This is a genomic window from Streptomyces sp. NPDC058239, assembly GCF_042882185.1.
Taxonomy (GTDB): Bacteria; Actinomycetota; Actinomycetes; order Streptomycetales; family Streptomycetaceae; genus Streptomyces.
This window is the reverse complement of sequence record NZ_JBHVWS010000046.1, coordinates 22,288-48,573: the sequence shown is the minus strand read 5'-3', so window position 1 is coordinate 48,573 and position 26,286 is coordinate 22,288. Positions and strand designations below refer to the sequence as shown.

Below are 26,286 nucleotides of genomic sequence, written 5' to 3'. Positions count from 1 at the left end.
CCCGGCACGCCAACGCCGAGGGCCGGAGATTCCCCTACTGACTGCCCATCGCTGAACGAACGAGCTGGTGAGGGGCGGGACATTGCCCGTCCTGCTCCTCACCGGAGAGGAACGTCTATGGAGGACTCTACGTCCCCCAACCCCACGAACACATCCCCCGCTGTCTGGCCCGCCGCTGCGGTCCCCGGCGGGGGCGTCCCCTGGCGCCGTGGGGACCAAGCAGACACACGGTCCCCTGCGCAGGGGGCTACAGAGCAATCGACGGGTGCGGAGCCGCGCGGGGACCAGCGCACCGCTGACGCCACGGCTGGGGACCGTCCCCACAATGTTCCCGACCCCCAGTCCCCACGAGCGGCGGTCCCGATATCCGCATCCGGTGGAAACGTGCAGGCCAGCGGTGCGGAAACGGGGACCGGTCCCCAAAGGGCGGGTGTTGCACCAGGGGATCGCAATGGGGACCGTGCTCACGGTCCCCGCCAGTCACCGGGGACCGACGGTCCCGTGGAGGGGACCGTGCAACACGACGCCCCGGTCCCCCATGACGGGTCGGGCACCGGAATCCACGACGGCGCCAGCATCAAGGTGGCGGGTGACGGGGCCCCACTGCTGGATGAATTGCGGGCGGCGATAGGCAAGTACGTGGTGCTGCCCAGCGACGAGGCGCTCACCGCGGTCACCTTGTGGGTGGCTGCCACACATATCCAGACCGCTCTGCAGCACGCGCCGCGTCTGGCCGTGATGAGTCCGACGAAGGGCTGCGGCAAGTCCCGGGTTCTGGACGTGCTCCACGAGACCGTGCACCAGCCGATGATGACGGTGAACACCTCCCCAGCGGTGATCTTCCGGGTCATCGGCAAGAACCCTCGCACGCTCCTGGTGGACGAGGCCGACACCATCTTCGGCCCCAAGGCGAGTGGCGACAGTGAGATCCTGCGCGGGCTGCTGAACGCCGGGCACCAGCGCAACCGCCCCGCCTGGCGGATCTCCGGTCCGGAGCACAAACCGACCCCGTATCCGACCTTCGCCATGGCCGCGATCGCGGGGATCGGTGAGCTCCCGGACACGATCACGGACCGGTCGGTCGTGCTGCGGATGCAGAAGCGCAAGCCCGACGAGAAGGTCGCCCAGTTCCGCTCCCGGTACTCGGTGCCGGAACTCAACGCTCTGCGTGACCAGCTGGCCGCCTGGCTGGGTCCGCTACGGAGCGAGGCTGCCCGCATGGTGCCGAAGATGCCGGTGGAGGACCGGGCGGCGGACACCTGGGAGCCGCTGGTCATCATCGCCGAACTGGCCGGCGGCCACTGGCCCGCGAGCGCTCGGGCGGCCTGCCTGGCGATGACCCGCCACGAGGCGGTCCAGGACGAGCAGAGCAGCCTGAAGACGCGGCTGCTGCGCGACATCCATCGCATCTTCGAGCGGGAGAACAACCCCGAGGCTCTGCCCACCCATGACCTGGTCGCTGCCCTGATCCAGGATGCCGACGCCCCCTGGGCGGAGTACGGCACCAAGGGTCTGAACGCCTACCACCTGGGCAACCTGCTGCGGGACTTCAACATCGGCTCGGCCAACTACCGGTTCGCCCAGGGCAGGCAGGCCAAGGCATACATGCGCAACCGCTTCCTCGACGCATGGGCCCGCAACTGCCCCGACCTCGTCGAGGCGGCACCCGATCCCGCATCGGAGGCCGCGCGGCCAGCCCTCAAGCACCCGCCCGCCGCCCCGGCGGGATCGCTGCCCATCGGCCCGCCCGGCGGCACAACCGGCCCCCAGCGCGGCCGCTGACCCAACTTTCCCTGGGTCCGTCTCAGTCCGTCGCGTCCGTCCCCGCGCAGGTCAGCGCGGGGACGGACATCCTCACAGGGACGGACTTCTCCGTACCAGCTCCCGCGTCCGTACCTGCCCTGACCAGCCCGGCAACGGATGCGACGGACGTGACGACGTCCCGCCCACACACCACTGGAGCACCACCATGCACGACACCGACACCCACGACCCCAGCCCCGCTCCTCGCCGCAGTCGATGGTTCGGCCTGGCCCACCGAACAGCAGCAAGCTGGAGCGGACGAGCCTCTAACGAGGCTTCGTCCGCGCTTGCCCCCGCCCCAGGGGTGGCGGAGGAGGCCGAGCGCCAGCGGGCGCCCGAGCCTTGGGAGGGGGTGGCCGAGCCCAACATCGCGCTCGATGCTGACTCCGCTGCCCCTCACGCCGATCCGACTGCCGATGCCCGACCGCCCGTCGAGCAGCCTTCGTGGCGCGAGCCCGACGCCCCTGTCTTGCCCACAGTGATGAACCGCAAGCGCACCACCGAGAACCGCGACCAGCACAAGACCATCCGCTTCACCCCGACCGCAGTTCGCGTCATCGCAAAGGAGGCCGACCGGCGAAGCCAGACGTTCGCCGGGTTCGTCGGCGATGCCGCACTCGCCGTCGCCCTCGGCAAGGCGGGCCTGGCCGGCAGCCCGGAGGACGATGCCATCCGCCCGCTGATCGAGGCCATCGAGGCCCACACCGTCGCGCTGAACCGCATCGGCAACAACCTCAACCAGATCAGCGGAGCCATCCACCGAGGAACTGTTCCCGAGCACGCCGAGGCCGTGCTGGCCCGCGTCGAGCAGACGGCCGAGAACAGCTACCGGCTCATCGACCGGCTCCTTGCGGAGGGAAACGCGCATGGTGCCTGACGTCTCCACCGGCTCCAGCACCCTCGGCCTGATCAACTACCTCTTCGGCAAGGGGCGGCGCGACGAGCACACGGACCCCCACATCGTCGCCGCCTGGGATATGGCCGGCGCCCCCGACCCCGGCCGCGACCCCGAGGCCACCTACACCCGGCTCGCCCGGCGCCTGGACCACCACGTCGACCTGCGCACCCGCGAGCTGGGCGGCAAAAAGCCGCCGCAACACGTATGGCACTGCCCCGTGCGCACCGCGCCCGGCGACCGCTACCTCACCGACGCCGAGTGGGCCGAGGTCGCCCGCCGCGTCGTCGCCGCAACGGGCATCGCCCCCGAGGGCGACGAGAAGGCGTGCCGATGGATCGCGGTCCGGCACGCCGACGACCACATCCACATCATGGCCACTACCGTCCGCGCCGACGGCCGCCGCCCTCGTACGAACCGGGATGGATGGCGGGCACAGCGGGAATGCCGCAAGATCGAGGCCGAGTTCGGGCTGCGCCGCCTGAAGTCCGGCGACCTCACCGCCCCACGTACGCCCACCGGCGCCGAGCGGGCCAAGGCCGAGCGCCAGGGCCTGGAAGAGCCCGCGCGGGAGTGGCTACGCGAGCAGGCGTACGCGGCCGCCGCCGTACGCAGCATCGACGAGTACTTCACCGTGCTGCGCTCCCTCGGCATCCAGGTCAGGCCGCGCATCGGCCCCGAGACCGGCGAGGTGACCGGCTACAGCCTGGCCGCGCCCGGCGACACCACCAGCGGCAAGCCGGTCTGGTACGGCGGCTCAAAGCTCGCCCCTGACCTGTCCTACGACCGCCTGTGCGAACGCCTCCCCACCCAGGACCTGGCCGACCGCCCCCAGCAGGTGGCGGACCCGACCGAAACGTGGCACCGCGCCGAAACCGCCATCCGCCACGCCCGCCACGTCGTCCTCGACTCGGGCGACGACGCTGTGGCCCAAGGCCACCTGGATGCCTTCGGCGACACCCTCCACAACCTGGCCCTCGCCACACACGGCGCGCATCGGGCTGAACTGCAAGCTGCGGCAAGGGCATTCAACCGCGCCCGCCGCTCGGCAATCCGAGCCGACCATCAGGCCGCCACTGTCCTGCGGGAAGCAGCCAAGGAACTCGCCTACGCCACACACGATCCGGGTGGACTCGCCATCGCCCTGGTCTTCGCCGCGCTCCACTTGGCACGCGCAGCCGCCAAGTGGCACGAGCAACGCGGCCACGAGCAGCAGGCCGCAGCAGCCGATGAAGCCTTCCGCCACCTACAGGCCGGTTACCAGCAGGCCGCCCAGCCGGTCCTGGCGGATCTCGCCCGCCGCGCCCCACGCGCCGCCACCATCAGTCGCTTCGAACAGGACCTACGCGCAGCCCTCCCCGACCACGCCGACCGCGTCCTCGCCGATCCCGCTTGGCCGGCCCTGACCACAACCCTCGCCCGCGCCGAGACCGCCGGCCACAACCCCCGACACCTCTTGGCCGAAGTCGCCGCCCAGCGAGAACTCGATACCGCCGATCGCCCCGCCGAGGTCATCAACTGGCGCATCACCGTGCAGCCCAACAGGCGCCGACAGGCGGCCTTGAGGCGTGGCAAGGCGGGCACCGTTGCCTCGGCTACCCCCTCACCTCGGGCTGACTCACCAGCAGGACGACCGCGGGAAGGACGAGGGCAGCGTCGATGACGGTGCCGACGGCCCCACACGTCGTTGTCAGAGGCGGATGGCAACCTGAGACCGAGACCCCAGACCTGGAGGTTCGGGCAATGCCGCTGACTGCAGTTCACCGCGAGCAGGGACGACTTGATGCAACCTTGGACGACCTCGGATGCAGCTGGGACTGGGCAAAGATCTACAAGAGGCGGCCGAGAGTTCCGCTCGCTTGCCCGGAGTGCGGACACTCAATCCACGCCAAGCTATCCCCCAGACGCATGCGGTATTTCGCTCACGATCCTGGGTCACCAAGGTGCTCGTTGACACAGGAGTCGATGGCACACCGGCTCCTCAAGATCGAGCTCAAGAACGCTGCCGAGGCCGCCGGGTGGGAGGCTGAGCTCGAAGTGTCGGGCAACGGCTGGCGGGCGGATGTACTCGTAACCGAACCGAACAGTGGTCGCCAGATCGCCTTCGAAGCCCAGCTGTCCAGCATCACACTCGACGAGGTCCATGACCGGACACGACGGATGGGGGCTGAGGGGATCGACGCTTGCTGGGTGACCGATCGCGATGGGCCGTGGCTGGGCCAAGTAGCGTCGCTGCGAGTAGAGGCGAATGACGAGCGCGGCCCTCTGGCTGTGACCGGCGGTGTCCTTCGCTTCGTGCCCCGGTGGTGCACCGACCCTTCCAAAACCTTTGTCTGCGCTCCCGGTCCGTGTGCTGGACATGGGAGTTGGGAAGGTGCCGGTCCCATGGAGCTCACCGAGGCCATCGGCGCTGTATGCAACGGAAAACTCCATCTCGATCGACATCGGTGGTGGGAAGGCCGCTACCAGGGAAGCGTGCGTTGGGAATTTGCTTTCACCACTCGTGCCGATGTAGATGCCGCGCAGGAAGAGATAGCTGCACGTATTCGCCGTGATCGGCAGTACGAGCAGGCGCTCGATTCCTGTCTCCAGGATGACGATGAAACCAAAGGTGATCATCGGCAAGCTGCAAACCAGGTCTGGGCCAAGCGTCAGCGAGATATTACAGAGCGGGCGCTGGCCTTGGTATCCGAAAGGGCGCCGACATCAGAGATCACGATCTCTGACACTGCGAGCGCCGAGTGGGCGATGGGGGTTCCCATTTACGCCCAAGGTCAGCCATACGCAGTGCTCTACCCGGTAGCTGGCAGAGTTTCAGAACTCCGCCACAGGCTTCTACCGGTTCTGCTACTGGCTGCCGGCGAAGCCCATCGGCAACTAATCACGGAGAAGGCCGACCGCGACCAACAAATTGAGATCGTTGCCTGGATGCACCCCGCGCAAGAGACAGTCCAGCGCGCCCTGCTACCAGGATGGCACCTCGGTTGACCAAGTCTGGTTGAGGACATCCCTGTATCAGCGGTGGCAGACGAGAATGCCGCCCAGGCACGTGACCTCGAAGGCCCCATGCTGGGCAATGTGATCGACAAGGATCGAGCGGGCCCGCTCGATCGTGGTCTCGAAGGGCACGTCGTGCTGGTCTGCCCACGCCCGGTAGGAGGCCATGTGTGCGATGACCGGCTCGGGATCGTGGACTGTGATGGTGCCAGGCAGTTCGATCGTCTCCACGCGGCCGAACTCCTCGCCCAGGAAGGCCGGGGCCTTCTCCAGGGAGAAGCGGGCGCTGAGCGAGATGCGGGCCGGGCCGCGTCCGGTGCCGAGGACGTCTCCGGCGGCCCGCTGCCACAGATCGTCGAGTTCCGCCTTGTCTCTGTCGCTGTTGGTGGAGGCGATCACCAGCCCGTCACGGGCGAGGACGCGGGACAGCTCTCGCACTGCCTGGGGGATGTCGGGGACGTGGTACAGCATGTGCAGCGCCAGGGCGGCATCGACGCTCGCCGTGGCCAATGGCAGGTGGGTGGCATCCGCCACGGCGACCGGGCCGGGCACGCCGGCGAGGATGCCGGGAGCGATGTCCAGGCCGAGCAGGGCCAGGTTGGGCCGATCGTCGCGAAGCCGCTGGATGAACTTGCCATTGCCGCAGCCGACATCGACCACACGCCCGCGCACGCCGCTCAGCTGCTCGGCGACGATGCCGGGCAGGTCGTACCGGGGCGTCTGCCACTGGTAGAGCGACTGGCGGGCAGCCAGGTCCCGGTCGCTGTTGTAGGCGCTTCCCGCGAGGCGGTTCCGGTCGGTGACGGCGGCATCGTGTGCGGCGGGCAGTTCGGTCACGTCGGCAGCTCCGGTGGGTGGGCGGTGGGTGAGGCCGCGAGGACGGCCGTGTGCTGGAGTCGTTCGCGTAGCTGTGCGGCCTGCGCGGCTCCACCGTACTGCGGCCCTCCCAGCTCCCGGCCCAGAGCGGTGAGCCGGCGCACGATGCTGGCCGACATGCGCTCCGGCGGGGAGTCGAGGACGAATCCGAGCATCGCCCCGGTGCCGTCCAAGTCGCCCAGGAGTAGATGGCCACGGGCGAGATCGACATGGGCGGCGAACAGGTCGCCGACCGACTGGTCGTCGTCCTCGCTGCTGCGGTAGAGCTGGATCGCGGTGTCCGCGCTGACGATGGCCTGTTGAACGTACTCCCGCCCACCCACAGCCAGCTGGGTCGTCCCGGCGTACGCGAACTGCTTGGCGGCGGGGAAGGCGAAGATGCCCGGCACTTCGTCGTGGTCGGCCATCGCCTCGCGGGAGCGCTCGGCGTCCACCAAGGCGTCCACCGCGCCCGCCCGATCTCCTGCTATGGCCAGTGCCCGCGCTTCCAGGCTCGCCAGCCGGGCGCCGATGCTGCCGCGAGCCCGATGATGACGGCCGGCCTGCGCCAGCCGCGCCGCCTGCTCGTACCGTCCGGTCCAGTAAGCAATCAGGGACTCGACGGCCCGAACCCAGGCCAGCATCCCTTCGTGCCCACCTGCCTCGGCGCACGCCCGGGCAGTACGGGCATGGGTGGCTGCGGAGTCGTACTCGCCCAGGTCCAGACAGACGTGCGCGGACAGCCCGCACAACCGGGAGGCCGCGACATACAAGTCAGCCGTCTGCCGCGGGTGCTGACGCCCTCGCAGTAGCTCGAACGCCCCGTCTCGCAATCGCTTGATCTCGACGTACAGCTCCAGCAGCGGATGGCTGACGTAGGCGCGGGCGAGCCGGGCGACATCGGCCTCCAACTGCTCGACGACGAACTCGTCGGCGTTGCGCTGCGCGATGAACCGGGCGAAGTCGGCTGACATCACCGCGTCCGCCGAGACGGCACCCCCGCCGGAGCGTGAAGGCTCGGCAGGCCGCGCTGGCCGCTCCTGCAAGGCCCCTGGGACGCCTTTCTCCTCGCCCCCGAGGCTCTTGCTGACCGCTACAGCCCGGTCGAGCACCTCGACATCGACACCGAACACCTGCGCCAGGTACTTGCGGGTGTACGGAACCGGGATGCGCGCCTCGCGTTCGTAACGCCCAATCTCCTTACCGGTCTTGGCGGCACGCCCCTCGATGGCGTTGTATTCGTCGGCCACCCGCTGCTGGGTCCAGCCGCGCGCGGTACGCAGCCGAATGAGCAACGCGCCGATCCCCGTGTCGCCCATCCCTCTCCCCGGAGCATGCGAACTCTGGCCCCCATAGTGGCCCCCGGTATGACCCCCATGCTGGCTCCCGACCCAAACGAGCGACGGAGGTTGGCTGTTGGCCATGCCCAGCAGACTGCCCGACGAGCCGGACACACTCGCACCGGGCCAAGCCCTCGACGGCGCCGTCGAGCACGAAACGATGCTCTTCGACCGGCGCCGGACCACCCCAGGCGCCGCCCGCTCCTTCGTCGCCGAGACCCTTACCCAGTGGGGCCAGACCGAACGCCTCGACGACGTCCAGCTATGCACCTCCGAACTGGCCACCAACGCCGTTCTGCACGGAGCCCCTGCGGGCGGTCAGGTCCTCGTACGCGTCGAACTGCACGCCACCGTGCTGCGTATCGAAGTGCACGACGGCGGCAACGGGAGACCCGAAAAGCGAGAGGCACGGGAGACCGCCGCCGACGGGCGCGGCCTGCTGCTCGTGTCCGCAGTCGCCGACCACTGGGGCGTGGAGGAACGCCAGGGCCCCGGAAAATGCGTCTGGGCCTCCTTCCACCACGGGGTGGTGCCCGCATGCTGATGCCTGCCCGCACCGAGTCCTTCGCTCCGTCCGCCGGTCTTATCGCTTCCCTGGCCACCACCACATGGCTCGACGCCACCTCAACCGGCGCCACCCTGTGCTGCCTCCTACTGGTGCCCCAACCTCCCCGCACCTTCCATGAGACGCCGGCCGTCATCGAGCAACGCATGCGTGCAGTTGGCGAAGCTCTGCACCTCGGCCCCGCCACCGCACCCCCACCGGACATCGGGCCACGTCTGCGTCTGTTCACTCCGGCCGAGGTGGCCCTGCGCTTCGACGGCACCCCGTACCGCAAACGCATCCCCGCGGGCCGCCCCTGGACCCTGCTGCTCAGCCAAGGAACCCCGGTGGCCCTCGTCCTGGGCCTCGACCCGCTCTCCCCCAGTGCCACACCGGCGGAGATCGACGCCTACCTGGACCACGCCACGCTTCGCCAGCGCCTCCTCTTCGGCCACACCCGAACCGAATGAACCCCAACCCACCCCAGGGGGACATCCCGTGACGACCCACCCCGTCTCACCGAACACCGTCCTGGCCAACGCCCTCCACCACGCCGAGGACATCCTGACCCCACGCATCCTGGCCACCCCACCCGAGCGGATCGTGCTGGTCGTCGGCACCCAGATCAACGGTGCCCCGCACATCGGCACCTCGCTCGTGCAGTCCCTGGCCTTCGCCATGGCCGCCCGCCTGCGCGACCGCTTCGGCATCCCCACCGAGGTGCTGTTCAGTGCCCTCGACAACGCCCCCTACGAGCTGTCCACCGACCCGGTCAGCGGTCACCGCTACCAACGCGCCTACGCCCAGGCCCTCGGCGACCAGGCCCTGACCGACCTCGTCACCGCCCTCTACCAACCCCTGTTCACCGCGCTGTCCCGCCGCCTGGGCATCCCACACCGGGTCGAGACCTACAGCCAGCAGCAGGCTGGCGAGCACTTCCGCCGCACCTGGCTGCGGCTCCTGCCCCGCCTCGACGCCGCCCGCTGGTGGCTCGCCCCCTCCACCGGCACCCCGCACTTGCGCGTCCCCTGCCCGCATTCCGGCTGCGGCTGGGCCGAGAAGCACGCCGAGCGCACGCATGTCCGCCTCGCTGACCGCGAGACCGCGCAAGTGGCTGCCGTCTGCCTCCATCACGGCCCCTACCAGGCGACCATCACCCCAACTGGAGGTGCCTACCTGGACCTGGCCACCCTGTACCGCAACATGGTCAAAGAGCTGGCCCTGTCCAACCCGCACGGCACGCTGCACGTCATGGTCAAGGGCGGCGACTGGGTCTTCGGCTCCCACTTGGTCGACGAAGCCCTCCAGGCTGTCGGCCTCACTCGCGCTCAGCTCCCCGCCCGCTTGTTCTGCCCGCAGGTCGTCACCGACACCGGCGCCAAGCTGTCCAAGTCGCTGATCCGCGAGGGCCATGCGTTCTTGCCCGAAGGCGCAGCCGACTGGATGCTCGACACCCGGCAATGGCCCGGCACCATCGCGGAGTACGCCGAGCAACTGCTGGCCATGACCGATACGTTGCTGTCCGACCCCCGCCACTTCTTCCGCTCGTACTCGGCCTCCGAGATCAGCCGCATGATGACCGCACCAGCCACCAGGAGCGTCCCCGCCCCATGACCGACACCACCGCCCGCGTCCGCGAGCTCAACCTCTACCGCCAGTACTTCGACCTCGTCGCCGCAGGCACCAAGACCATCGAGGTGCGGGTGAAATACCCGCACCTCGCCGACCTCACTGCAGGCGACATCATCCGCTTCCGCATCAAGGGCACCGACGAAACCTGCGAGGTCAAGGTCAAGCGGGTCACCGAATACCTCAACTTCGAAACTCTCCTCGACGGCGAGGGGCCAGCCAACGTCAACCCGGCCTCCACCCGCGACCAGCAGCTCGCCAATATCCGCACCATCTATCCGCCAGAAAAGGAAAATCTCGGTGCCCTAGCTATCGAAATCGAACGCACGACCCCACAGGAGATCCTTCAGAAGTAATCCAGCGACGGACATTTCCAAAAATTCCTTGACGGGCGGGAAGCCATATAATTCAATGAGGCCACGGCAGGGATCGAATTACGCCAACCGTGAGATGCCGACAGCGAATTCTCTGATCCAGCCAATCCGAGACCGTAGAAGACTCCAAGATTTCCAGGAGACGCTTACAGTCGGACTCGCCGCCGCTAAGCGGTGAGGCGGTAATAAGATGATTATCCACTGCAATGGGCTCGACGCCCGTAACCAATACACCAGCCGCCCGCGCCTCACCTCCTGCCCGAGCGCCAGGACGTGACGTTCGCCGGATTGCAACGAATGGCGGCGCAACAAGACGCCCGGCAAACTGCCGAGTACGACCTGGAACCCCCCTCGTTCCACTGGTCGGGAGGTCGCGAGCCGTAAGGAAGGGCGCACTCGGCCCTGCATGCGGATCCCGGTTGTCCACCACCGGCCCGACACGTACCTCGAATGCCTCTTCAATGGTGGAGGCCCCTATGGGTGCCGGCCACCACGGCGCGACAGTGGCTACTGGCCGACTCTTCCTCTTGCGTGCCCCACCCAAAAAGAAAACATCGATGTCGGTATGAGGATCAAACTGGCCGTGCAGTTCCGCTCGATCGACCCTCAGCACTGACTCAATTCGCGAGCGCCACGGTTCATACCGACTGCCACTACGCAACACGTCCGGCAGGACCGCATACAACTGCTGGCCCACTTTTAGCGCTTGCGCACCTGCCAAAACAAATACGGCAGCCTGGGAGACTGCACCACTCGACCAATCACAGTCATCGTCAGCGAAAGTGTTCCCATAGGGCGGATTGAGCAGGAGATGACCTTGATATCCGGCAGTAGCGCGGAGCGCGGCAAGTCCGTCTCCGACCTCAACCCCCCGGAAGGCTCTTAGGCCCGTCTCAAGATCGATACTCTGCGGTTGGACCTCCCCCTGATGGCGTGCGGCAGCAGCAAGGAACAAGCGTAACCGGGCAGCATCCACGAACGGCTGGTGAAGATCGCAACCACGGAGCTTGCTGCCCCACAACCTCACCGTGCCGGCGAGGGTGGGAGCAGTGGGCAGGCGTTCAGAAGCAGCGATCAGGAGATCCCCAGCGCCACATGAGGGGTCCCAGTAGCGATCCACTGTCGCGGACGCTTCAGGGCCACCGAGCAACGCGGCGAACTTGGCTCGTACCGGCCCACCCGTGAAGAAGGCTCCCTCGTCACGTCGCACCTGCAGCGGCACCAGAGAACGCAACTGCTGCGCCGCCTGACCGTTCAAGGCGTGATGAACGTCCTGCTCAACACGCCCCCACGACCCACGCACAACGTCCGCGGCAAGCAACCTCAGTCGGTCGGTGTACACCCCATATTCGGCCGTTCGCACGCGGTCCCCTTCCCCAACGGTGTCAACTGCCTTATATGTAGCTGACATTGACGATCAGTGCGCCGCTATTCTGCAGCAGGCTGGCCACGCCCCGGAACCCCGGGGTGGGTCCAGTTCGGAGGGGGACCCTTGACTACTCATCTGCGCTTCGCCCCAGAGATCTTGGTGCGACTCGGCGAGGAGCTCATCCCGCACCCCGACCTGGGGGTGATCGAACTGGTCCGGAACGCCTACGACGCTGACGCTGACTACTGCAACGTCACCCTCACCAACGCATCCCAGCCTGGCGGGACACTGGTTGTCGAAGACAACGGTGACGGCATGACCGCAGAGGACATCAGGGACGGCTTCCTCCTGATCGGTCGCTCGACGAAGCCTGGCTCGCCACTGACGCGCAAGGATCGACGCAAAGTAGGCGAGAAGGGGCTGGGGCGGCTTGCGGCCTTGCGCCTGGGGCGCAGAGTGGATCTGATAACTCGACCACGCGAAGAGTTGGGTATCGAGTATGTGCTCCACATCGACTGGGCAGAATACGAGTCGGTAAATACCGTCGAGGACGTTGAATTAAATGTCGAGGCGCGACCCACAACGAAGAATCCAGGCACTAGTCTCACGATTTACGGCCTGCGCCAAGGATTCGATGACAGCGAAATGCAGCGGCTCGCACGAGCCATGCGCCTCCTCACAGGATTCTTCGAAGATCAGGACACCGGCTTTCAGGCCACGCTCAATGCACCACAGTTCGAGAAAGTCGCCGCTGCAGTAAATAACGGATTCTTCGATGATTACGAGTACAGACTGGTAGCTCATCTAAACGAAGAGGGACACGCAAGCGCGGAACTCTACAACTGGAAGAACGAAGAAGTTGCGCGTGGCGACCATTTTGATGTGGCACAGGGCCGCGTGCGGGGTCAATTGCAAGCACCACTCGCTTATCAGGCACCGCCAGCAACATTCGAACTGTGGATGTTCCTCCTGGATGCCAAATCCTTTACCCGCCGGGCTTCACCCCACAAACACTCCGACCTCAGGCCATGGCTTAAAGTGATCGGCGGAGTGCATCTATTTCATCGAGATCTACGCGTTCACCCATACGGTGATCCCGGTTTCGATTGGCTAGATCTGAACCTCCTACGGTCGCGCAGTCCAGAACTTCGCCCCTCTAGCAATACTAGCGTGGGTCGCGTTTCCGTGGAGGATCCGGAAGACGTCCTAACTCCCAAAACCGACCGGATGGGGTTTCAGGAGAATCTGGCTTTCATCGACTTGCGCGAGTTTGCTCGACGGGCGACTGACTGGGCGGCGCGCGAGCGTCTTCGAATTCGCGAAGACGGAAGGGTCGGCGGAGCTGCAGCAGCCAAAAAGGAGAAGGAGAAAGCCAAGCGTTCGATCAATACGGTACTGAACGAGATCAGGAGATTCAATCCAGTTCAGGCGGCAGAAGTCTCGGAGTTGGTTGACACTCAAGAGCGATACATTCAAGCCCTTGAGCGCGACCGCCTCCTGTACAGGTCTCTGGCGACAGTCGGCATTAGCACCGCAGTGTTTGCCCATGAGTCGCTGACAACTTCCGCCGGACTCGGCGAGGACCTGGAGCTACTGGAGAGCCGTATCCAGGAGCTGACTGAAGAATCCTCGTACACTGCGCGCCTCGAAAAAATCCTGATCCGTGCCAAGGCATGCGCCACATCCATCCATTCATTCGCGAAGGTTCCCCTGCGTATGCTGCGGCGCAGCAAACGTCGAGCGGCAGTAATAGACGTGAATGACGCCTGCCGAGAGTTTGCCGAGATGTTCGGGGGCTACCTTAGCGACAGAAATATCCTGCTGGACCTGGATTTGTGCGATGAACCGGCGCGGGTGCTCACACCTGTAGCGGACATTGAGTCGATCTACACCAATCTAGTCATTAATTCAGCGAATGCTTTCTCGCATTCGACGGAACCTTCAGGTGAACAAGTAGTTCTGATTCGCACCCGAATAGACCCTCGCCATGTATTCATCGACGTGGCCGACTCAGGGCCGGGACTAACTGACGTCTCCGTGGAGAACATGTGGCTACCAGGCGAGGGGGGCGAAAGATCCGACGGGACAGGTCTGGGGCTGACGATTGTCAGGGATATTGTGGCCGACCTTCATGGGAAGAAGAGCGTGCTGGAAGACGGAGAACTGTCGGCTGAAATCCACGGGGAGCTGGGGGGCGCCGCATTTCACATCCGGTTGCCCAAGCAGGCCGACGGTAGGGACAGGTAGGTAGCACAACCCGATGCTCAACACGGCCACATCTGACCTCCAAGGGCTCGATGAGATAAGAGTTGCCCTTGTGGATGATCGCAAGGATGCACTGACCAGGACTTGCGATCTCCTGGAGGATCTACCCCTCAGCGTTGAATCGATGCTTCTACGGGAAACTCAGACGCTCGATAGCGTGCTCAAGGAGATCCGGGATCGCGGCTGCAACGCTTTGATTTCGGATCACCGCCTACGTCATCAATCGCATGTCGGATTCGATGGTGCGGAACTCGTATACAGGGCTAACGAGAGAAAGTTACCAGCAATCCTGTACAGCGCATACGTAGAGGATGACGAAGCGACAACAATCCGCGAGTGGCGCTACTTCATCCCCCGCGTCGTAGAGAAGGGACCTGGGTCCGTCAAAGTGATCCCGGGAGCCCTAAAAGCCGCCAAGGAAGAATCAGATGGTGTGCGCCCACTTGAGCGGCGAGGCTTCCTCACCCCGATTCGGGTCGTCGATATTCACCGCGATTCAGGATACCCAACGGTGGAAGTTACCGTGACCGCATGGAAGCCGGACACCAGAGTGACGATTCCTGCTACCCGCCTCCCGGTAACGTACCGAAAACTCGTTCCCGGACTCATCGGTCAGGTCTTTCTCGGTAACGTTAATTTCTACGCCGAGGAAGAATCCGAGTTATTCTTTCACGAACTTCGGCCAGCGCCAGAGATCCCCACTGATTGGAAGTCCGAATGACCACGGCCCAAGCGGGGATCCATCCCATGCCGCGAACCGCGAAAGTTGCGACAGAAGCAGTTATCTTGGACGTGGGTCATGGAAACTGTGCCGTCCTTCGCGATGGCAGTAGGTGCGTAATAGTGGACGCCAAGTCCGACAAGCTGCTCTATCAAGAACTTATGGCATCAGGCGTGCGCCGCATCGAGCACTTGGTGCTCTCTCACGCCGACAGTGACCACATCGCTGGTGCTTTGAGGCTACTCCCCAATGAAGACTTCGAAGTTGGAACGGTATGGGTAAACTCCGACAGCCAGAAAGACAGCCAGAAATGGCATGAGCTACTGGGGCTTCTGACAGCTTTGCACCAAGCTGGGCGCCTAAAGGCCAGACTCGCCATCTGCGATCTCGACGGCTGGGACCTCTCTCTCGAAAACGTCTTAATCGATGTTATCCATCCCACCTTGACCGATATCGGTCATGGCACCGGAAAAAGAGGCAGAGTCCGCCCAGAGATTACGACCAATGGGATGTCCGTCGTACTTCGCGTCCTCCTCGAAGGAATTCCTGCGCTGCTTCTTCCTGGCGACCTCGACTCTACCGGCCTGGATCAAATACTCGGCCGCGATAAAGACGTATCGGCTCACGTTCTTGTTTATCCACATCACGGTGGACATAGCGGAGGCGGCCCAGAGGAATCCTTCGCAAAAATTCTATGCGACGCAGTCTCTCCAGACGTCGTATTGTTCTCCATGGGCCGAGGGGTGTTCACGAATCCACTGCCCGAGGTTGTGGAGGAGATAACCCGCTCATTCCCAGATACGCGCGTGGCCTGCACACAGCTTTCCGAGAACTGCCACGCTGGCACCGTGCCTGAGGGCGAGAGAGGCTATCTACTCAATCGCCCTGCTGCCGGCAACACAGGAAACAGGTCTTGCGCCGGCACTGTCAGAGTTGCCGTTGCCGACAACCAACTCGTAGTGGAACCCGCCCCCCTGGATCACAAACGATGGATCAGGCAGCACGTAAGCGCTGCCATGTGCGAGTCAGGCGGAACCCTCCCTGTACCCAGGCCACGAAACCCGTGACGGGAGGTCCCCAGCCAGTCCGCACACAGTCCGCAAGACACCCGCTCAAGACCGTCGCACCCCATCGCCAGTAATCGACAAAAGGCCAGGTCAGCGACCCGCAGGCAAGATCCCCGCAGGTCACCGACCCGGCCCATTACTAGGAGACCAAGAAGGCTTGATCGGCCCGCCGTTCAGCCCCAGGTTGGACCGCAGGTCAGAGCAGGAATTCGAAAGGCCCGACCGCTTCGAGCGGTCGGGCCTTTCCGTCTTTCGCAGATCGTTTGGGAGACGTTCGGGAGACGAGGTCAGGAAGAGCGCTTCTCCCGCCAGACAGGCTTCAGCAGCTTGACCGACCAACTGCAGGAGGAACGGAAAGAACTACGCTCCGAGCCGGCCACACTGCGCAGTGACTTGGCGGCGGAGAAGGCGGAGACCGCGCGTCTGCGGCTGCTGGTCACCCAGTTGGGAGGCACACCGTGACGCGGACAGAGCGCCTGTTCCACCGGCGCCGCTACCTGCTGTGGATCACGGCGGCGCTCCTTCCCCTTGGTGGCGCCGTCGCGCTCACGTTTCTCCGGATCAACGAGGCCGACCAGCGCGCGTGCCAGCTGGCCGCCGAGGCGGACCGACGCGGCGGCGCGGTCACCACACTGGCCACCGATGTGCGGGAGCTCCGCTCGCAGATCCAGGCGAAGGGCGAGACGCCGGCCGCGCCGGACCCTGGGGACGCGGTCGCCGATCTGCCCGCCCGTGCTGAGGTGCCCGTACCGGTCCCCGGCCCGCCGGGGCCGGCAGGCGCGAAGGGTGACCGCGGCCCGGCCGGACCGGCTGCTACTCCGGTGCCTGGCCCGTACGGTGCGACTGGGCAGGCCGGCGCCGACTCCACTGTCCCGGGGCCGGCCGGGCCTGCGGGCCCGCCTGGTCCGGCGGGGAGGGACGGTACGAACGGGAGGGACGGTACGAACGGGAGGGACGGTACGAACGGCCGCGATGGCGCCGACGGGCAGACCTGCCCGGCGGGGTACAGCCTCCATCCTCCGCCGGACGATCCGGATGTGCTGGTGTGCCGCCGCAACGCGCCGAGCAGCCCGGACCCAGCTCAGCCGAGCCCGGCCGTCTTCGGTCTCCCGGCAGATCGCCGCCGCTCATGAACCAACACGCCCCCTGCCCGGCTTCGGCCAGGGCAGGGGGCTTTCGTCATGCTGCTTCATACCGGTGCGCCCGGCCGCCCTGAAGACGTCAGCGGACGTCGAACGAGTGGGTCATGTACCCGTTCGTGGGGCCACAGGTGGCAACCCTGGCGTAGGTGGGGGCTGTGGCGGCGTAAGGGACCAGGCACTTGCTGTGGGCCTGGCTCTTCAGCTGGTACCGACTGGGCTTGCTGGAGGCCTCCATGGAGAAGACCTGCTCGTCCCACCGGGGGTCGCACGGACGCTGCTGGAGGGCTTCCAGGTCGGCGCCGCCCACCGCGGTGACGCACATGTCACTGTTGAGATTGCGCAGCAGGAAGGTGCTGCTGGTGACCGGGTCAATGGCCCACTTCTGGGCCAGGTCGCCGGTGTCGGCCTGGTACTGGACCTCAGCGCCGCCGACCGTCGAGTTACCGGCGACGCCAAGAACGAAGCCGGTCTGCCAGTTGCGGACCTTGGTGCCGCTCAACGGCCCGGTCGCGTCGGCGGTGCCCACCCCGAGTACGGTCGCGCTTAACGCTACGGCGACCATGACGCAGGCAGATCGAATGCGCATGAAGGACTCCTCTACTTCGAACCTGTTACGTTCCGTATCCATTAGATACGGAACGTAACGTACTGCATCGGCTCGGGGGCCTCTTGCCAACGCACCGCAACTATGGAGTGACCCGACTCGCCCCCTCCTCGGGGAAGGGGACAGCGACCATCAAGCCTGGCGCTCGTCGGTCTCCCGGCGGACCGCCGCCGCTCATGAACCACCACACCCCCTGTTCCGGCTACGGCCGGGCAGGGGGGCGGTTTCGTGCGTCCGCATAGGATGCGCCCCATGATTCGCGCAGTGGTGTTCGATGTCGGTGAGTGCCTGGTAGACGAGACCCGCGAGTACGGCACCTGGGCCGACTGGCTCGGCGTACCGCGGCACACGTTCGCCGCCATGTTCGGTGCCGTCATCGCCCAGGGGCGGGACTACCGCGACACGTTCCAGGAGTTCCAGGCCGGGTTCGACCTGTACGCCGAGCGGGAAAGGCGCGCGCAGGCCGGACAGGCAGAGCACTTCGACGAGACCGACCTGTACCCGGACGTTCGTCCGGCCCTCGCGCAACTTCGAGCCGCAGGACTGTGGCTCGGCATCGCGGGCAACCAGACCGTGCGGGCCGGCGGAATCCTGCGAGACCTCTTCACCGCCGACGTCGACCTGATCGGTACCTCAGACGACTGGGGTGCGTCGAAGCCCGATCCGGAGTTCTTCATCCGGGTCGCCGACGTCGTCCCGCACGACCCCGGGGAGATCCTGTACGTCGGTGACCGCGTCGACAACGACCTGCGCCCGGCCGTGGCCGCCGGGATGCACACCGCGCTGATCCATCGCGGGCCTTGGGGAACCATCCAGTGGAACACCGCCGAGGCCCGCGACTTGCCGACATTCCGCATTGAGTCGCTCACCGAACTGCCAGAGCAGATCCTGAAGTTCAACGAGCGAGCGCGCTCACAGTCGTAGCCCACCCGTACAGCCGCTCGTCCAGGTCCCGCACACACTGCTCATGCTGGCGCGGGGCCAGGGCCCGGCGCACTTCCCGTACTCGGTCCATGCCCATGGCGTACCAGGTGACCTCAAGCTGATCGAGCGCCCGGCACGCGTACTCGCACGCTGCCTCAGGATTCCCGGCCGCCGCCTCGACTGCCGCAAGGTCGCCGTAGATGACGGTGCGCTGCTTGTCCTCAGTGGTCGGCATGTCGTCGAGGACTCCGAGGAGCGTGGTACGCGCCTGCGGAAGGTGCCCTGCCTTCAGCTGAGTATTGCCCTTGAACGCAGCCAGTCTCACTGGACTGAACCAGTCCAGCCATGCCGGACTTGCGTGCTCGGCGCCCGTAGCCAGAACATCTTCGGCGTGCCCGATCAGGTGCAGAGCGGTACGGGTGTTCCCGCATCGGGTCTCGCACTCGGCCTCGACTGCGTCCAGCCACGCCAGGAACTCGGCCGACGCAGGGCCGCGTCGGGCGTAGGTTCGGGCGGCCACCATGCGCTCCACTGCCGCATCGCGTTCGCCTACCCACGCCGGAATGAAAGCGGAGTGCGCGAGGCTTGCGCTGCCGAGCAGCGGATCGTCTGCCTGGCCGGCTGCCTGGAGCGCGAGCAGGAGCGTCTTCGCTGCCTGGCCGCCGTCGCGGAGGTCGAAGAACTCGATTCGTCCGGCCAGAAGGTACGACTCGGCCAGTGCCGCGGCGACGGTGCGGCGGGTCTGCCCAGCCGTCTCGGTCAGCACCGCGCACCCGAGCGTGGCGTGAGCGACGGCCGCAGGGTGGAGGGTGGCCGGTGCAACGGACCAGTACAGACGCCGGTGCGAACGGGTCACCGCCTCGAAGTCCGCCGCGACAGAGGCAGGTTGCATCGCTACTGCGGACTGCATCGGCACAGCCGCAAGCCCGACAGCCGCCACGGACGCACCGACCAGAGAGCGCCGCACGGGGTCGGGCCGGTCGCGTCCAGCCGGAGGAGTGAACCCGAGCGATTCCATGTCCTGCCCGAGCAGTTCGGTGAGAGCCTGCTGAAGGTCGGGATGAGGCCACGGCGGATTCTCGGACTCTCAGCGCCGAACCTGCCGGACACCGACCCCGAGGGCGGTGGCCAACTCCTGCTGGGAACGGTAGCCCGCGGCATGACGGGCTGACCTGAGACGGACGTTGCTTGCGGGCTGCGACATGCGGGACCTCCATGACGGCATCTCAAGTCAGTTTCACAGCAGGCCCTTTCGTGGGCTAGTCGTCACCCGAACGACGGCATGAAAGTCCTCTTTGGTGCCGCGAAAAGACCTCTGGAAGTCCTCGATACGTATCCCCGCGAGGGCCAGTCTTAGCGCACTGCCAAGCACGGTGCCCCCGAGGAGCCGCAGCCATGCCCCCACCCAGCATCCGTACCATCAGAGACTGCCGCCTCGAAAAGGCCGGCCGTACCTGGGACGCGGTCCGCGTGCCCCGCAGCGTCGGCCTCGATGCCCTCGCCATCCTCGGCGGTCAGTCCGGGGCTGTCCTCGAAGACCCGCTCTCAGCCGCGCTGCACTGGTTCATCCCCGTAGGCGACGCCACTACCTGGGATGTGGCTGGCACTCGTGTCCTCGACGAGGATGCCCATCTGGTCATTCCCCCGGTCAGGCGCACGCAGGGACCTGGTCCGCGCTGGCGGGTATGCCCTGCCGCTGAGGTGTGGACGACCAAGGCCGCAGCGTTGCAGGCCGCCCTCGAAGATGCGGCTGGCCCGCGGACGGAGCGGATGCAATGAGTCACTATGCGCTGGAGAAGTCGGCCACCGCCGATGCCGCATACCGCACCTGGCTCGGACACACCGTGACCTGCGCCACCTGCCGCGCTGGAGTCTCGTGCCTGACATCCGTGCGGCTCGGCCGCGCCTGGCGGCAGGAGGCTCGCCGATGAAGACCGACCAGAAGGGCCCGACCGCTTCGACCGGTCGGGCCCTTCTGAGTTCCCGGGATCGTCCGGGAACAGCGCACCGGGCGTCAGGTCTTGACGATCCAGACGTCCCGGTTACCGCTCACCCTCGCGCCGGCCACCACCTTGCCGGACTTCGAGACCTTGAGGTATCCGCCCACCGGGTTCCATGGGGTGTTCTTCGAGTTGTTGTTGTGGGAGTACATGCTCCAGCTGATTCGATTGCCCTTCATCTTCGAGCAGGCCCGCCCGTACACCCGTCCCTCGTGCTTGCTCGGGCCGGTCAGGCAGCCCTCGCCCACGAGAGGCGTGGCCAGACTGACCAGGTGGGTTCCGCCGACTCCCCAGTACTGGCTCTTCACTTTTGCGCAGGTTACCTGCGTGACCGGCTTGTCGTATCCGTTCCACTTCAGGCACTTGCCCGTGGTCTGGTTCTTGAGACGGAACGACATCAGCGCGGCATTGGCCGGAGTACTGGCAAATCCCAGTGTTGTAGCGGCCGTTAGTGCGCAGACGACGACGGCTGCCTTGAAGTCATGCCTCATTGCTCTCCCTGTGAGTCCGGAGTCCGATCCCGCTGGGCCGGTAGAGCCCGAACGGGATCATGCACCGTTGAATTCGCGAACGCAACGGGTTTGAGCAAAATTTGAGGGCCCGTCACCGGACCGGGAGATAAGGTCGTGGCGGTCGGCGGCCGAATCTCCGTCATCACCATGACCTTGCCGATTCCGGCCGGTCCGGGGTCATGTGGAGCCGATCGTCGCCGATCCCCCTCTTCGTACCCGGCAGACGGGAATGGTTCCGGCCCGGACGCCCGCTGAGCTGCGGCTGGCGGCTGTCGGCCGTCGGCCGGGCGCCACCGATGCCCCCCATGTGCGACCGGTGAGTTTCCGGGACGGAATCAGTCGGTATGGGTGGACATGCGCACACGACGGGGATGCGCTCACGACAGGAGACACGATGACCACCGAGGGCTTCACCACATGTCTGTGGTTCGACGGGCAGGCCGAGGAGGCGGCGGAGTACTACCTCTCGGTCTTCGAGAACTCCCGCCTCGGCAGGATCGGCCGCTACACCGAAGCAGGTCCCGGGCCTGCCGGTTCGGCGATGGCGGTCGAGTTCGAGATCAACGGGCAGAAGTTCGTGGGACTGAACGGCGGGCCGCAGTTCACGTTCAACGAATCCATCTCGTTCCAGATCCGCTGCTCGGACCAGGACGAGGTGGACCGCTACTGGAGCCGTCTCACCGACGGGGGCGAAGAGGGGCCCTGCGGCTGGCTGAAGGACAGATACGGGGTCTCCTGGCAGGTCGTTCCCGAGGTGCTGATCGATCTGATCGGCGATCAGGACGCCGAGAAGGCCGCGCGGACCACGGCGGCGATGATGGCCATGAAGAAGCTGGACATCGCCGCGCTGCAGAAGGCGCACGACGAGGGCTGACAGGGCGAGGACGCCGGGCGGAGGTTGGTCCCGGCGTCTTCGCTCCATCGGCGGGTGAGCCCGTCGTCACCGCTGCGCTGCGCCCCTTGCGCGGTGCGGGCCGAGGAAGGCGCCGGCGAGCAGGGCGCCGGCCAGGACCAGTGCCGAGTCGACCAGGATCGCGACCGAGACTCCCGACAGGACGCCCTCGGGTCCGGTGTCACCGAGGGCGGACATCCGGGCGGTGGCGACGGCGCTCATCACCGGGATACCCATGGTGATGCCGACCTGCTGGGTCATGGTGGCGAGGCCGGTGGCCAGGCCCTGCTCCTCGTCGGGGAGTCCGGAGGTCGCGGTGACCATGAAGCCGACGATCATCAGCATGTTGCCGATGCCGCCGATGAAGGTGGCCACCAACAGGAGCCAGATCCAGGCCCCCGATGTCCCGAGCGCCACCAGGGAGAGCGTGGCGACGGCCTGGATGACGCCGCCGGTGACGATGGTCGTACGGCTGCCGTACCGGCCGACCGCACGGCCGCCGAATGCGCCGCCGGTCACGGTGCCGATCCCCAGGACGCCGAAGGCGAGACCGGTGGCGAGTGGCGAGTAACCGAGGACCTCCTGCAGATAGAGGGTGAGCAGGAAGACCAGTGAGGTCTCGGTGACGAAGGCGATCAATCCGGCGGTGTTGCCCCAGATGACGCTGCGCCGCTTCAGGATGCGTACGGGGACCAGGGGCGCCGCGGCCCTCTTCTCGACAAACCAGAAGCCGAGGAGGAGCGCGAGACCTGCGAGGAGTGCGGCCAGGGTGGTGGGCGTGGTCCAGCCGGACTCACCGGCCTGGGTCAGTCCGTAGACGAGCAGAAGCAGTCCGCCGGTTACGGTCACGGCTCCGGGGACATCGAGCCGGGGGCGCCGTGCGGGGCGCGAGTCGGTGATGACGGCCGGGGCGAGGGCGACCACCAGGGCGGCCACGGGTACGTTGATGAAGAAGGCCCAGCGCCAGGAGAGCAGATCGGTGAGCAGGCCGCCGAGGATGGCTCCGGCGGTGAATCCGGCGGACATCAGTGCGCCGTTGAGACCCAGCGCGCGTTCCCGCAGCGAGCCTTCCTTGAAGGCCGTGGTCAGCAGCGCGAGTCCGGCCGGGGTGACAGCCGCCGTGGCGAGACCCTGCAACACCCTTGCGGTGAGAAGGACTTCGGGCGAGGTGGCGAGACCGCCCAGGGCGGAGGAGAGACCGAGAACGACCATGCCGCCCAGGAACAGCCGTTTACGGCCCACGAGATCGGCGACGCGGCCGAACAGCAGCGTGAAGCCGGCGGCGGCGAGTGCGAACGCGGTGGCGATCCACTGCAGGTGGGAGAGGGAGAAGCCGAGGCCCTCGCCGACGACCGGCAGTGCGACGTTCAGGATCGAGAAGTCCACGGCGATCATGAACTGGGCGCCGAGGAGGAGCGCGAGGACCAGCTTCTGCCGTCCGGTCATGCGGATTTTCGAGGACGGCACGGCGGGAGTGGCGCAGGTGGTGTCGGAAGACTGGGCCCGGCTGGGTGCGGACATGGCTGCCCTTCCTCAGGGAGAGGTATTAATGGGACTATGGTTCCGTTAATGTGAGAGCCACCGTAGCAGGGGAAGCTTGTTAATGGAACTGGAGACCCGTTATGACTTCTGAGGGTGTGGAGCCCGGCACCGTCCGGCCCGGTGGCCGTACCGCCCGGGTCCGTGAATCGGTCCTGCGGGCCGCGGGCGATGCCCTGGCCGAGCACGGCTTCGACCGACTGGACCTCGCCGATGTCGCGCGCCGTGCGGAAGTCGGCAAGACGACCGTCTACCGGCGCTGGTCCACCCCCACCGGCCTGATCGCCGACCTGCTCGACGACATGGCCGAGCAGTCCTCACCCCGTGCGGAGACGGGTTCCCTGACCGAGGACCTCCGGGCCAATGCCCGGCTGGTGGTCACCACCCTCACCGATCCACGGCAGGGCGCCCTCTTCAAGTCCGTGATCGCCGCGGCGACCTGCGACCCGCGCACGGCCGAAGCCCTGCACCGCTTCTACGCGATCCGCATCAAGGAGTGGTCCGGCTGCGTCACCGAGGCCGTCGAACGCGGGGAACTGCCCGCGGGCACGGACGCGGACGAGGTGATCCGCGCCGTATCGGCCCCCCTCTACTACCGGCTGCTGGCCAGCGGCGACCCGCTCGACGAGGCGGCGGCGGACCGCGCCGCCGCTGCCGCGGCCGCGGCGGCGCGGGCGGGCGCGTACGTGAGGTGAGGGGTGGTCAGCCGACCGGGTGGGCACGCAGACGTGCCGCCCACGGGTGGCCGGCGCCCTGGACCGATGTGATCGTCTCCGTCAGCCAGGCGCGCTGGTCCGCGGTGAGGGCCGGCAGCGCCGTCGCGAAGTCCTGTTCGTCCTTGGGCCGCGGGGACTTGGCCTTGTACAGGAGCTGCACCTCGGGGGAGAGGTACGGGACGCCGTCCTTCGAGACCCGGCCGAGCCGGTCGAGCGGGAGCCGGATGCGGGGATCGCGGCGGAACAGCCAATCGGTACCCTCCGCGTCGTCGAGCATGAGCTGGACGCGCCAGGGCTCGGCGGGCCCGGGGCGGCACCAGATGTCGTGGACGTGACGCGGCAGGACCTCGCCGGGGAGCCAGGGGCGCAGGGTGCCGGGGGGATCGGCGGCCCACCACTCCCAGCCCGCCAGGATCTGCTGGGCGGTGAGCTGGTCGCGGCGGAGCAGGAGTACGTCGATGTCGCCGTGGACCCGGAAGGTGTGGCCCACGGCGAGTTCGACCGCGTATCCGCCGGCGATCCACCAGGGCGCACGCAACGGGGCGAAGAGGCGGGCAGCCTCTTCGAGCGAGGCCGGATCCCATGGGCCCCAGGGAGTTTCCGTACGCATGGGCTGCCGGCCCCTCTCCTCTTCCGATGTCGCCCGACGTGGCGTCAGTCCGTCTTCAGCAGGTGCCGCCAGCTGTCCGGATGCTCCCTCAGATAGGTGGCCAGGCTCATCGCCGGATGGCCGGTGAGGTTCGGTACCGCGTCCGAGACCGTGGACATCTCGCCGGTGGCGATGGCCTCGTACGACGTCACCCAGCCGGCCACCTCCCAGTCCTCGGCACCGTACTGCGCCCGTGAGGCATAGGCCTCCTCGTGGGTCTCCGGTACGTAGGTGATGGTCCGGCCGGTGACCCGGCCCATCTCCTCGGCCGCTTCGGCGAGGGTGAACGCCTCGGGGCCCGTGAGGTCGTACGTGACCCCGTCGTGGCGGGTGTCGTCGCTCTCGGTGTCGGCCAGCAGCACCGCGGTCGCGGCGTCCGCGATGTCCTCGTGCGCCACCGCCGACACCCGGCCGTCGCCACCCGGACCGCGCAGCACCCCGTCGGCTCCGGTCATCGCCGGGAGCCCGGCGAGGTACAGGCTGTCGCGCAGGAAGGTGTAGCGGACATCGGCGGCCCGGATGTGCGCCTCGGTGTGCCAGTGGTCCCGGGCGAAGGTGAACGTGGCGTCCGGCGCCGCGCCGAGGAAGGAGATGTACACGATGCGTTCGACGCCCACCGCGACCGCCGCGTCCACGGCCGTCGTGTGCTGGCGCACCCGGTCGGGGCTCTCGTGTGCCGAGACGAGGAACAGCGTGTGCGCCCCGGCGAGGGCGCGGCGCATGGCCTCCCCATCACCGTAGGGGGCGGGCGGTGCGGCGACGGCGCCGGGCAGCTCCGGCAGCCGGGACGGGTCACGGCCGAGGAGCCGCACGGGCACACCGGCGCGCACCAGGCGCTGTGCGACACGGCCGCCGACCGCACCGCTCGCGCCGGTGACGGCGATGATGGGGGCGCCCGGGTCCGTGTGGTCGGTGGGGTCCGTGGGGGGTGGGGGGTTCATGCGGGCTCGCCTTCCTTTCGCGGCCAGGGGCGCACCTCCACGACCGCGTCCACCGGGACGGGTCCGTAGATGTGCGGGAATTCCTCGCCGCCGGGCGCGACGGACTCGTAACGTACGGGTGCCGGAAGACGGGCGGGATCGATGACGAGGACCACCAGATCCTGGTCACCGGTCCCGGCCCGGCTCCCGGCGCCGTACAGCATCTCGGCCACGCCTGTGAGCTGGTGCGGCAGCGAGCAGTGGATGAAGCCCTCTTCGTGCAGAGTGCGGCCGCGGGTGGACATCTCGTACGTCCCGATCCCGCGGGCCGCCTCCCACAAGGGGCCTTCGGTGAGGTGCAGCAGCAGTTCGGCCATGGGCCAAAGCTAACTGCGTCGACGCGCCCTGCGGGCCATCAGCGCGGCCGCCGATGCGGCAGCGAGAAGAACTGCCGCGATGCCGCCGAGCATCCCTTCACCTCACCGCCGTGGGAAACCTTGTTCGGGAGCAAGCCCCCGTGGCCGGCGTC

26 protein-coding genes and 1 pseudogene are annotated in these 26,286 nt (G+C 66.9%); 18 read left to right on the top strand and 9 right to left on the bottom strand.

The features are described from left to right. The first annotated feature begins 582 nt into the window (after positions 1-582). From ACFVYE_RS35195 to ACFVYE_RS35180, 4 genes are all read left to right on the top strand, one after another. On the top strand, positions 583-1,782 hold the full coding sequence (locus ACFVYE_RS35195; RefSeq protein ID WP_389608170.1) for a DUF3631 domain-containing protein: 1,200 nt from the start codon (positions 583-585) through the stop codon (positions 1,780-1,782). A gap of 325 nt (positions 1,783-2,107) precedes the next feature. After that, a complete protein-coding gene (locus tag ACFVYE_RS35190; RefSeq protein ID WP_389608169.1) occupies positions 2,108-2,680 on the top strand; it encodes a hypothetical protein in 573 nt (190 codons plus the stop codon). Then, positions 2,670-4,361 (top strand): relaxase/mobilization nuclease domain-containing protein, encoded by a 1,692-nt coding sequence (locus ACFVYE_RS35185; protein WP_389608156.1) that lies wholly within the window; start codon positions 2,670-2,672, stop codon positions 4,359-4,361. Before ACFVYE_RS35190 ends, ACFVYE_RS35185 begins: the two co-directional genes overlap by 11 nt. Beyond that, positions 4,358-5,686 carry a competence protein CoiA family protein gene (locus ACFVYE_RS35180; protein ID WP_389608155.1) on the top strand — a complete coding sequence of 443 codons (1,329 nt, stop codon included), beginning with the start codon at positions 4,358-4,360 and terminating at the stop codon, positions 5,684-5,686. The genes ACFVYE_RS35185 and ACFVYE_RS35180 overlap by 4 nt, the downstream gene beginning before the upstream one ends. A gap of 27 nt (positions 5,687-5,713) precedes the next feature. Here the strand turns inward: ACFVYE_RS35180 and ACFVYE_RS35175 are convergent, their stop codons facing one another. Further along, positions 5,714-6,532 carry a class I SAM-dependent methyltransferase gene (locus ACFVYE_RS35175; protein WP_389608154.1) on the bottom strand — a complete coding sequence of 273 codons (819 nt, stop codon included), beginning with the start codon at positions 6,530-6,532 and terminating at the stop codon, positions 5,714-5,716. Continuing rightward, positions 6,529-7,869 carry a helix-turn-helix transcriptional regulator gene (locus ACFVYE_RS35170; protein ID WP_389608153.1) on the bottom strand — a complete coding sequence of 447 codons (1,341 nt, stop codon included), beginning with the start codon at positions 7,867-7,869 and terminating at the stop codon, positions 6,529-6,531. The genes ACFVYE_RS35175 and ACFVYE_RS35170 overlap by 4 nt, the downstream gene beginning before the upstream one ends. A 103-nt stretch (positions 7,870-7,972) precedes the next feature. Here ACFVYE_RS35170 and ACFVYE_RS35165 point away from each other — a divergent pair, with 103 nt between their 5' ends. The 9 genes from ACFVYE_RS35165 (at position 7,973) to ACFVYE_RS35125 (ending at position 16,992) form a co-directional block, all read left to right on the top strand. Further along, positions 7,973-8,434: an ATP-binding protein gene (locus ACFVYE_RS35165; RefSeq protein WP_389608152.1), complete on the top strand. Its 462-nt coding sequence runs from the start codon at positions 7,973-7,975 to the stop codon at positions 8,432-8,434. Further along, on the top strand, positions 8,428-8,904 hold the full coding sequence (locus ACFVYE_RS35160; RefSeq protein WP_389608151.1) for a hypothetical protein: 477 nt from the start codon (positions 8,428-8,430) through the stop codon (positions 8,902-8,904). Before ACFVYE_RS35165 ends, ACFVYE_RS35160 begins: the two co-directional genes overlap by 7 nt. A 28-nt stretch (positions 8,905-8,932) precedes the next feature. Next, positions 8,933-10,048 carry a hypothetical protein gene (locus tag ACFVYE_RS35155; RefSeq protein ID WP_389608150.1) on the top strand — a complete coding sequence of 372 codons (1,116 nt, stop codon included), beginning with the start codon at positions 8,933-8,935 and terminating at the stop codon, positions 10,046-10,048. Continuing rightward, positions 10,045-10,419, top strand: a complete 375-nt coding sequence (locus tag ACFVYE_RS35150) for an ASCH domain-containing protein (RefSeq protein ID WP_389608149.1) — start codon at positions 10,045-10,047, stop codon at positions 10,417-10,419. Before ACFVYE_RS35155 ends, ACFVYE_RS35150 begins: the two co-directional genes overlap by 4 nt. 1,510 nt (positions 10,420-11,929) lie before the next feature. Further along, entirely contained in the window at positions 11,930-14,053 is a 2,124-nt protein-coding gene (locus ACFVYE_RS35145) for an ATP-binding protein (protein WP_389608148.1), read from the top strand. A 13-nt stretch (positions 14,054-14,066) separates the two neighbouring features. Further along, positions 14,067-14,792, top strand: a complete 726-nt coding sequence (locus tag ACFVYE_RS35140) for a hypothetical protein (protein ID WP_389608147.1) — start codon at positions 14,067-14,069, stop codon at positions 14,790-14,792. After that, positions 14,789-15,859 carry a ComEC/Rec2 family competence protein gene (locus ACFVYE_RS35135; RefSeq protein WP_389608146.1) on the top strand — a complete coding sequence of 357 codons (1,071 nt, stop codon included), beginning with the start codon at positions 14,789-14,791 and terminating at the stop codon, positions 15,857-15,859. Before ACFVYE_RS35140 ends, ACFVYE_RS35135 begins: the two co-directional genes overlap by 4 nt. 327 nt (positions 15,860-16,186) lie before the next feature. Then, a complete protein-coding gene (locus ACFVYE_RS35130; RefSeq protein ID WP_389608145.1) occupies positions 16,187-16,321 on the top strand; it encodes a hypothetical protein in 135 nt (44 codons plus the stop codon). Continuing rightward, positions 16,318-16,992, top strand: coding sequence for a collagen-like protein (locus ACFVYE_RS35125; protein WP_383979233.1), 675 nt, complete (start codon positions 16,318-16,320; stop codon positions 16,990-16,992). The genes ACFVYE_RS35130 and ACFVYE_RS35125 overlap by 4 nt, the downstream gene beginning before the upstream one ends. Positions 16,993-17,080: 88 nt before the next feature. Here the strand turns inward: ACFVYE_RS35125 and ACFVYE_RS35120 are convergent, their stop codons facing one another. Beyond that, the gene (locus ACFVYE_RS35120) at positions 17,081-17,587 is read right to left on the bottom strand and encodes an RICIN domain-containing protein (RefSeq protein WP_383979235.1); all 507 of its coding nucleotides are present in this window, start codon (positions 17,585-17,587) and stop codon (positions 17,081-17,083) included. A 270-nt stretch (positions 17,588-17,857) separates the two neighbouring features. On the opposite strand from ACFVYE_RS35120, the gene ACFVYE_RS35115 reads away from it, so the two are divergent. After that, positions 17,858-18,529: an HAD family hydrolase gene (locus ACFVYE_RS35115; protein WP_383979238.1), complete on the top strand. Its 672-nt coding sequence runs from the start codon at positions 17,858-17,860 to the stop codon at positions 18,527-18,529. On the opposite strand, the pseudogene ACFVYE_RS35110 reads toward ACFVYE_RS35115, so the two are convergent. After that, positions 18,501-19,733: pseudogene (locus ACFVYE_RS35110) on the bottom strand (transcriptional regulator). The gene ACFVYE_RS35115 and the pseudogene ACFVYE_RS35110 overlap by 29 nt on opposite strands. A gap of 191 nt (positions 19,734-19,924) precedes the next feature. Between ACFVYE_RS35110 and ACFVYE_RS35105 the strand changes: the two are divergent. Together ACFVYE_RS35105 and ACFVYE_RS35100 are read left to right on the top strand one after the other, a co-directional pair. Next, positions 19,925-20,308: a hypothetical protein gene (locus ACFVYE_RS35105; RefSeq protein ID WP_383979240.1), complete on the top strand. Its 384-nt coding sequence runs from the start codon at positions 19,925-19,927 to the stop codon at positions 20,306-20,308. Then, a complete protein-coding gene (locus ACFVYE_RS35100; RefSeq protein WP_383979243.1) occupies positions 20,305-20,460 on the top strand; it encodes a hypothetical protein in 156 nt (51 codons plus the stop codon). Before ACFVYE_RS35105 ends, ACFVYE_RS35100 begins: the two co-directional genes overlap by 4 nt. A gap of 83 nt (positions 20,461-20,543) precedes the next feature. On the opposite strand, the gene ACFVYE_RS35095 is transcribed toward ACFVYE_RS35100, so the two are convergent. Beyond that, positions 20,544-21,020 carry a ricin-type beta-trefoil lectin domain protein gene (locus ACFVYE_RS35095; RefSeq protein WP_383972462.1) on the bottom strand — a complete coding sequence of 159 codons (477 nt, stop codon included), beginning with the start codon at positions 21,018-21,020 and terminating at the stop codon, positions 20,544-20,546. A gap of 415 nt (positions 21,021-21,435) precedes the next feature. Between ACFVYE_RS35095 and ACFVYE_RS35090 the strand changes: the two genes are divergently transcribed. Further along, entirely contained in the window at positions 21,436-21,915 is a 480-nt protein-coding gene (locus ACFVYE_RS35090) for a VOC family protein (protein ID WP_389608144.1), read from the top strand. A 66-nt stretch (positions 21,916-21,981) separates the two neighbouring features. On the opposite strand, the gene ACFVYE_RS35085 is transcribed toward ACFVYE_RS35090, so the two are convergent. Beyond that, on the bottom strand, positions 21,982-23,454 hold the full coding sequence (locus ACFVYE_RS35085) for an MFS transporter (protein WP_389608143.1): 1,473 nt from the start codon (positions 23,452-23,454) through the stop codon (positions 21,982-21,984). Positions 23,455-23,555: 101 nt separating this feature from the next. Here ACFVYE_RS35085 and ACFVYE_RS35080 point away from each other — a divergent pair, with 101 nt between their 5' ends. After that, positions 23,556-24,167 carry a TetR/AcrR family transcriptional regulator gene (locus ACFVYE_RS35080; protein WP_389608142.1) on the top strand — a complete coding sequence of 204 codons (612 nt, stop codon included), beginning with the start codon at positions 23,556-23,558 and terminating at the stop codon, positions 24,165-24,167. 7 nt (positions 24,168-24,174) lie between these two features. On the opposite strand, the gene ACFVYE_RS35075 is transcribed toward ACFVYE_RS35080, so the two are convergent. From ACFVYE_RS35075 to ACFVYE_RS35065, 3 genes are read right to left on the bottom strand one after another with little or no spacing between them, the layout of a single operon-like run. Next, complete coding sequence (locus ACFVYE_RS35075; RefSeq protein WP_383972454.1) at positions 24,175-24,798, bottom strand: nucleotidyltransferase domain-containing protein; 624 nt, start codon at positions 24,796-24,798, stop codon at positions 24,175-24,177. A 44-nt stretch (positions 24,799-24,842) separates the two neighbouring features. Next, entirely contained in the window at positions 24,843-25,778 is a 936-nt protein-coding gene (locus ACFVYE_RS35070) for an NAD(P)H-binding protein (protein WP_389608141.1), read from the bottom strand. Then, positions 25,775-26,134, bottom strand: coding sequence for a DUF952 domain-containing protein (locus ACFVYE_RS35065; protein WP_383972450.1), 360 nt, complete (start codon positions 26,132-26,134; stop codon positions 25,775-25,777). Before ACFVYE_RS35065 ends, ACFVYE_RS35070 begins: the two co-directional genes overlap by 4 nt. Between the last annotated feature and the right edge of the window lie 152 nt (positions 26,135-26,286).

Excerpts from the sequence above, each read along its gene's own strand:
- ACFVYE_RS35185 (WP_389608156.1), top strand. The coding sequence starts at position 2,670 with ATGGTGCCTGACGTCTCCACCGGCTCCAGCACCCTCGGCCTGATCAAC.
- ACFVYE_RS35180 (WP_389608155.1), top strand. The coding sequence starts at position 4,358 with ATGACGGTGCCGACGGCCCCACACGTCGTTGTCAGAGGCGGATGGCAA.
- ACFVYE_RS35170 (WP_389608153.1), bottom strand. The coding sequence starts at position 7,869 with ATGGGCGACACGGGGATCGGCGCGTTGCTCATTCGGCTGCGTACCGCG.
- ACFVYE_RS35165 (WP_389608152.1), top strand. The coding sequence starts at position 7,973 with ATGCCCAGCAGACTGCCCGACGAGCCGGACACACTCGCACCGGGCCAA.
- ACFVYE_RS35160 (WP_389608151.1), top strand. The coding sequence starts at position 8,428 with ATGCTGATGCCTGCCCGCACCGAGTCCTTCGCTCCGTCCGCCGGTCTT.
- ACFVYE_RS35150 (WP_389608149.1), top strand. The coding sequence starts at position 10,045 with ATGACCGACACCACCGCCCGCGTCCGCGAGCTCAACCTCTACCGCCAG.
- ACFVYE_RS35140 (WP_389608147.1), top strand. The coding sequence starts at position 14,067 with ATGCTCAACACGGCCACATCTGACCTCCAAGGGCTCGATGAGATAAGA.
- ACFVYE_RS35135 (WP_389608146.1), top strand. The coding sequence starts at position 14,789 with ATGACCACGGCCCAAGCGGGGATCCATCCCATGCCGCGAACCGCGAAA.
- ACFVYE_RS35120 (WP_383979235.1), bottom strand. The coding sequence starts at position 17,587 with ATGCGCATTCGATCTGCCTGCGTCATGGTCGCCGTAGCGTTAAGCGCG.
- ACFVYE_RS35115 (WP_383979238.1), top strand. The coding sequence starts at position 17,858 with ATGATTCGCGCAGTGGTGTTCGATGTCGGTGAGTGCCTGGTAGACGAG.
- ACFVYE_RS35105 (WP_383979240.1), top strand. The coding sequence starts at position 19,925 with ATGCCCCCACCCAGCATCCGTACCATCAGAGACTGCCGCCTCGAAAAG.
- ACFVYE_RS35100 (WP_383979243.1), top strand. The coding sequence starts at position 20,305 with ATGAGTCACTATGCGCTGGAGAAGTCGGCCACCGCCGATGCCGCATAC.
- ACFVYE_RS35095 (WP_383972462.1), bottom strand. The coding sequence starts at position 21,020 with ATGAGGCATGACTTCAAGGCAGCCGTCGTCGTCTGCGCACTAACGGCC.
- ACFVYE_RS35090 (WP_389608144.1), top strand. The coding sequence starts at position 21,436 with ATGACCACCGAGGGCTTCACCACATGTCTGTGGTTCGACGGGCAGGCC.
- ACFVYE_RS35085 (WP_389608143.1), bottom strand. The coding sequence starts at position 23,454 with ATGTCCGCACCCAGCCGGGCCCAGTCTTCCGACACCACCTGCGCCACT.
- ACFVYE_RS35080 (WP_389608142.1), top strand. The coding sequence starts at position 23,556 with ATGACTTCTGAGGGTGTGGAGCCCGGCACCGTCCGGCCCGGTGGCCGT.
- ACFVYE_RS35075 (WP_383972454.1), bottom strand. The coding sequence starts at position 24,798 with ATGCGTACGGAAACTCCCTGGGGCCCATGGGATCCGGCCTCGCTCGAA.
- ACFVYE_RS35070 (WP_389608141.1), bottom strand. The coding sequence starts at position 25,778 with ATGAACCCCCCACCCCCCACGGACCCCACCGACCACACGGACCCGGGC.
- ACFVYE_RS35065 (WP_383972450.1), bottom strand. The coding sequence starts at position 26,134 with ATGGCCGAACTGCTGCTGCACCTCACCGAAGGCCCCTTGTGGGAGGCG.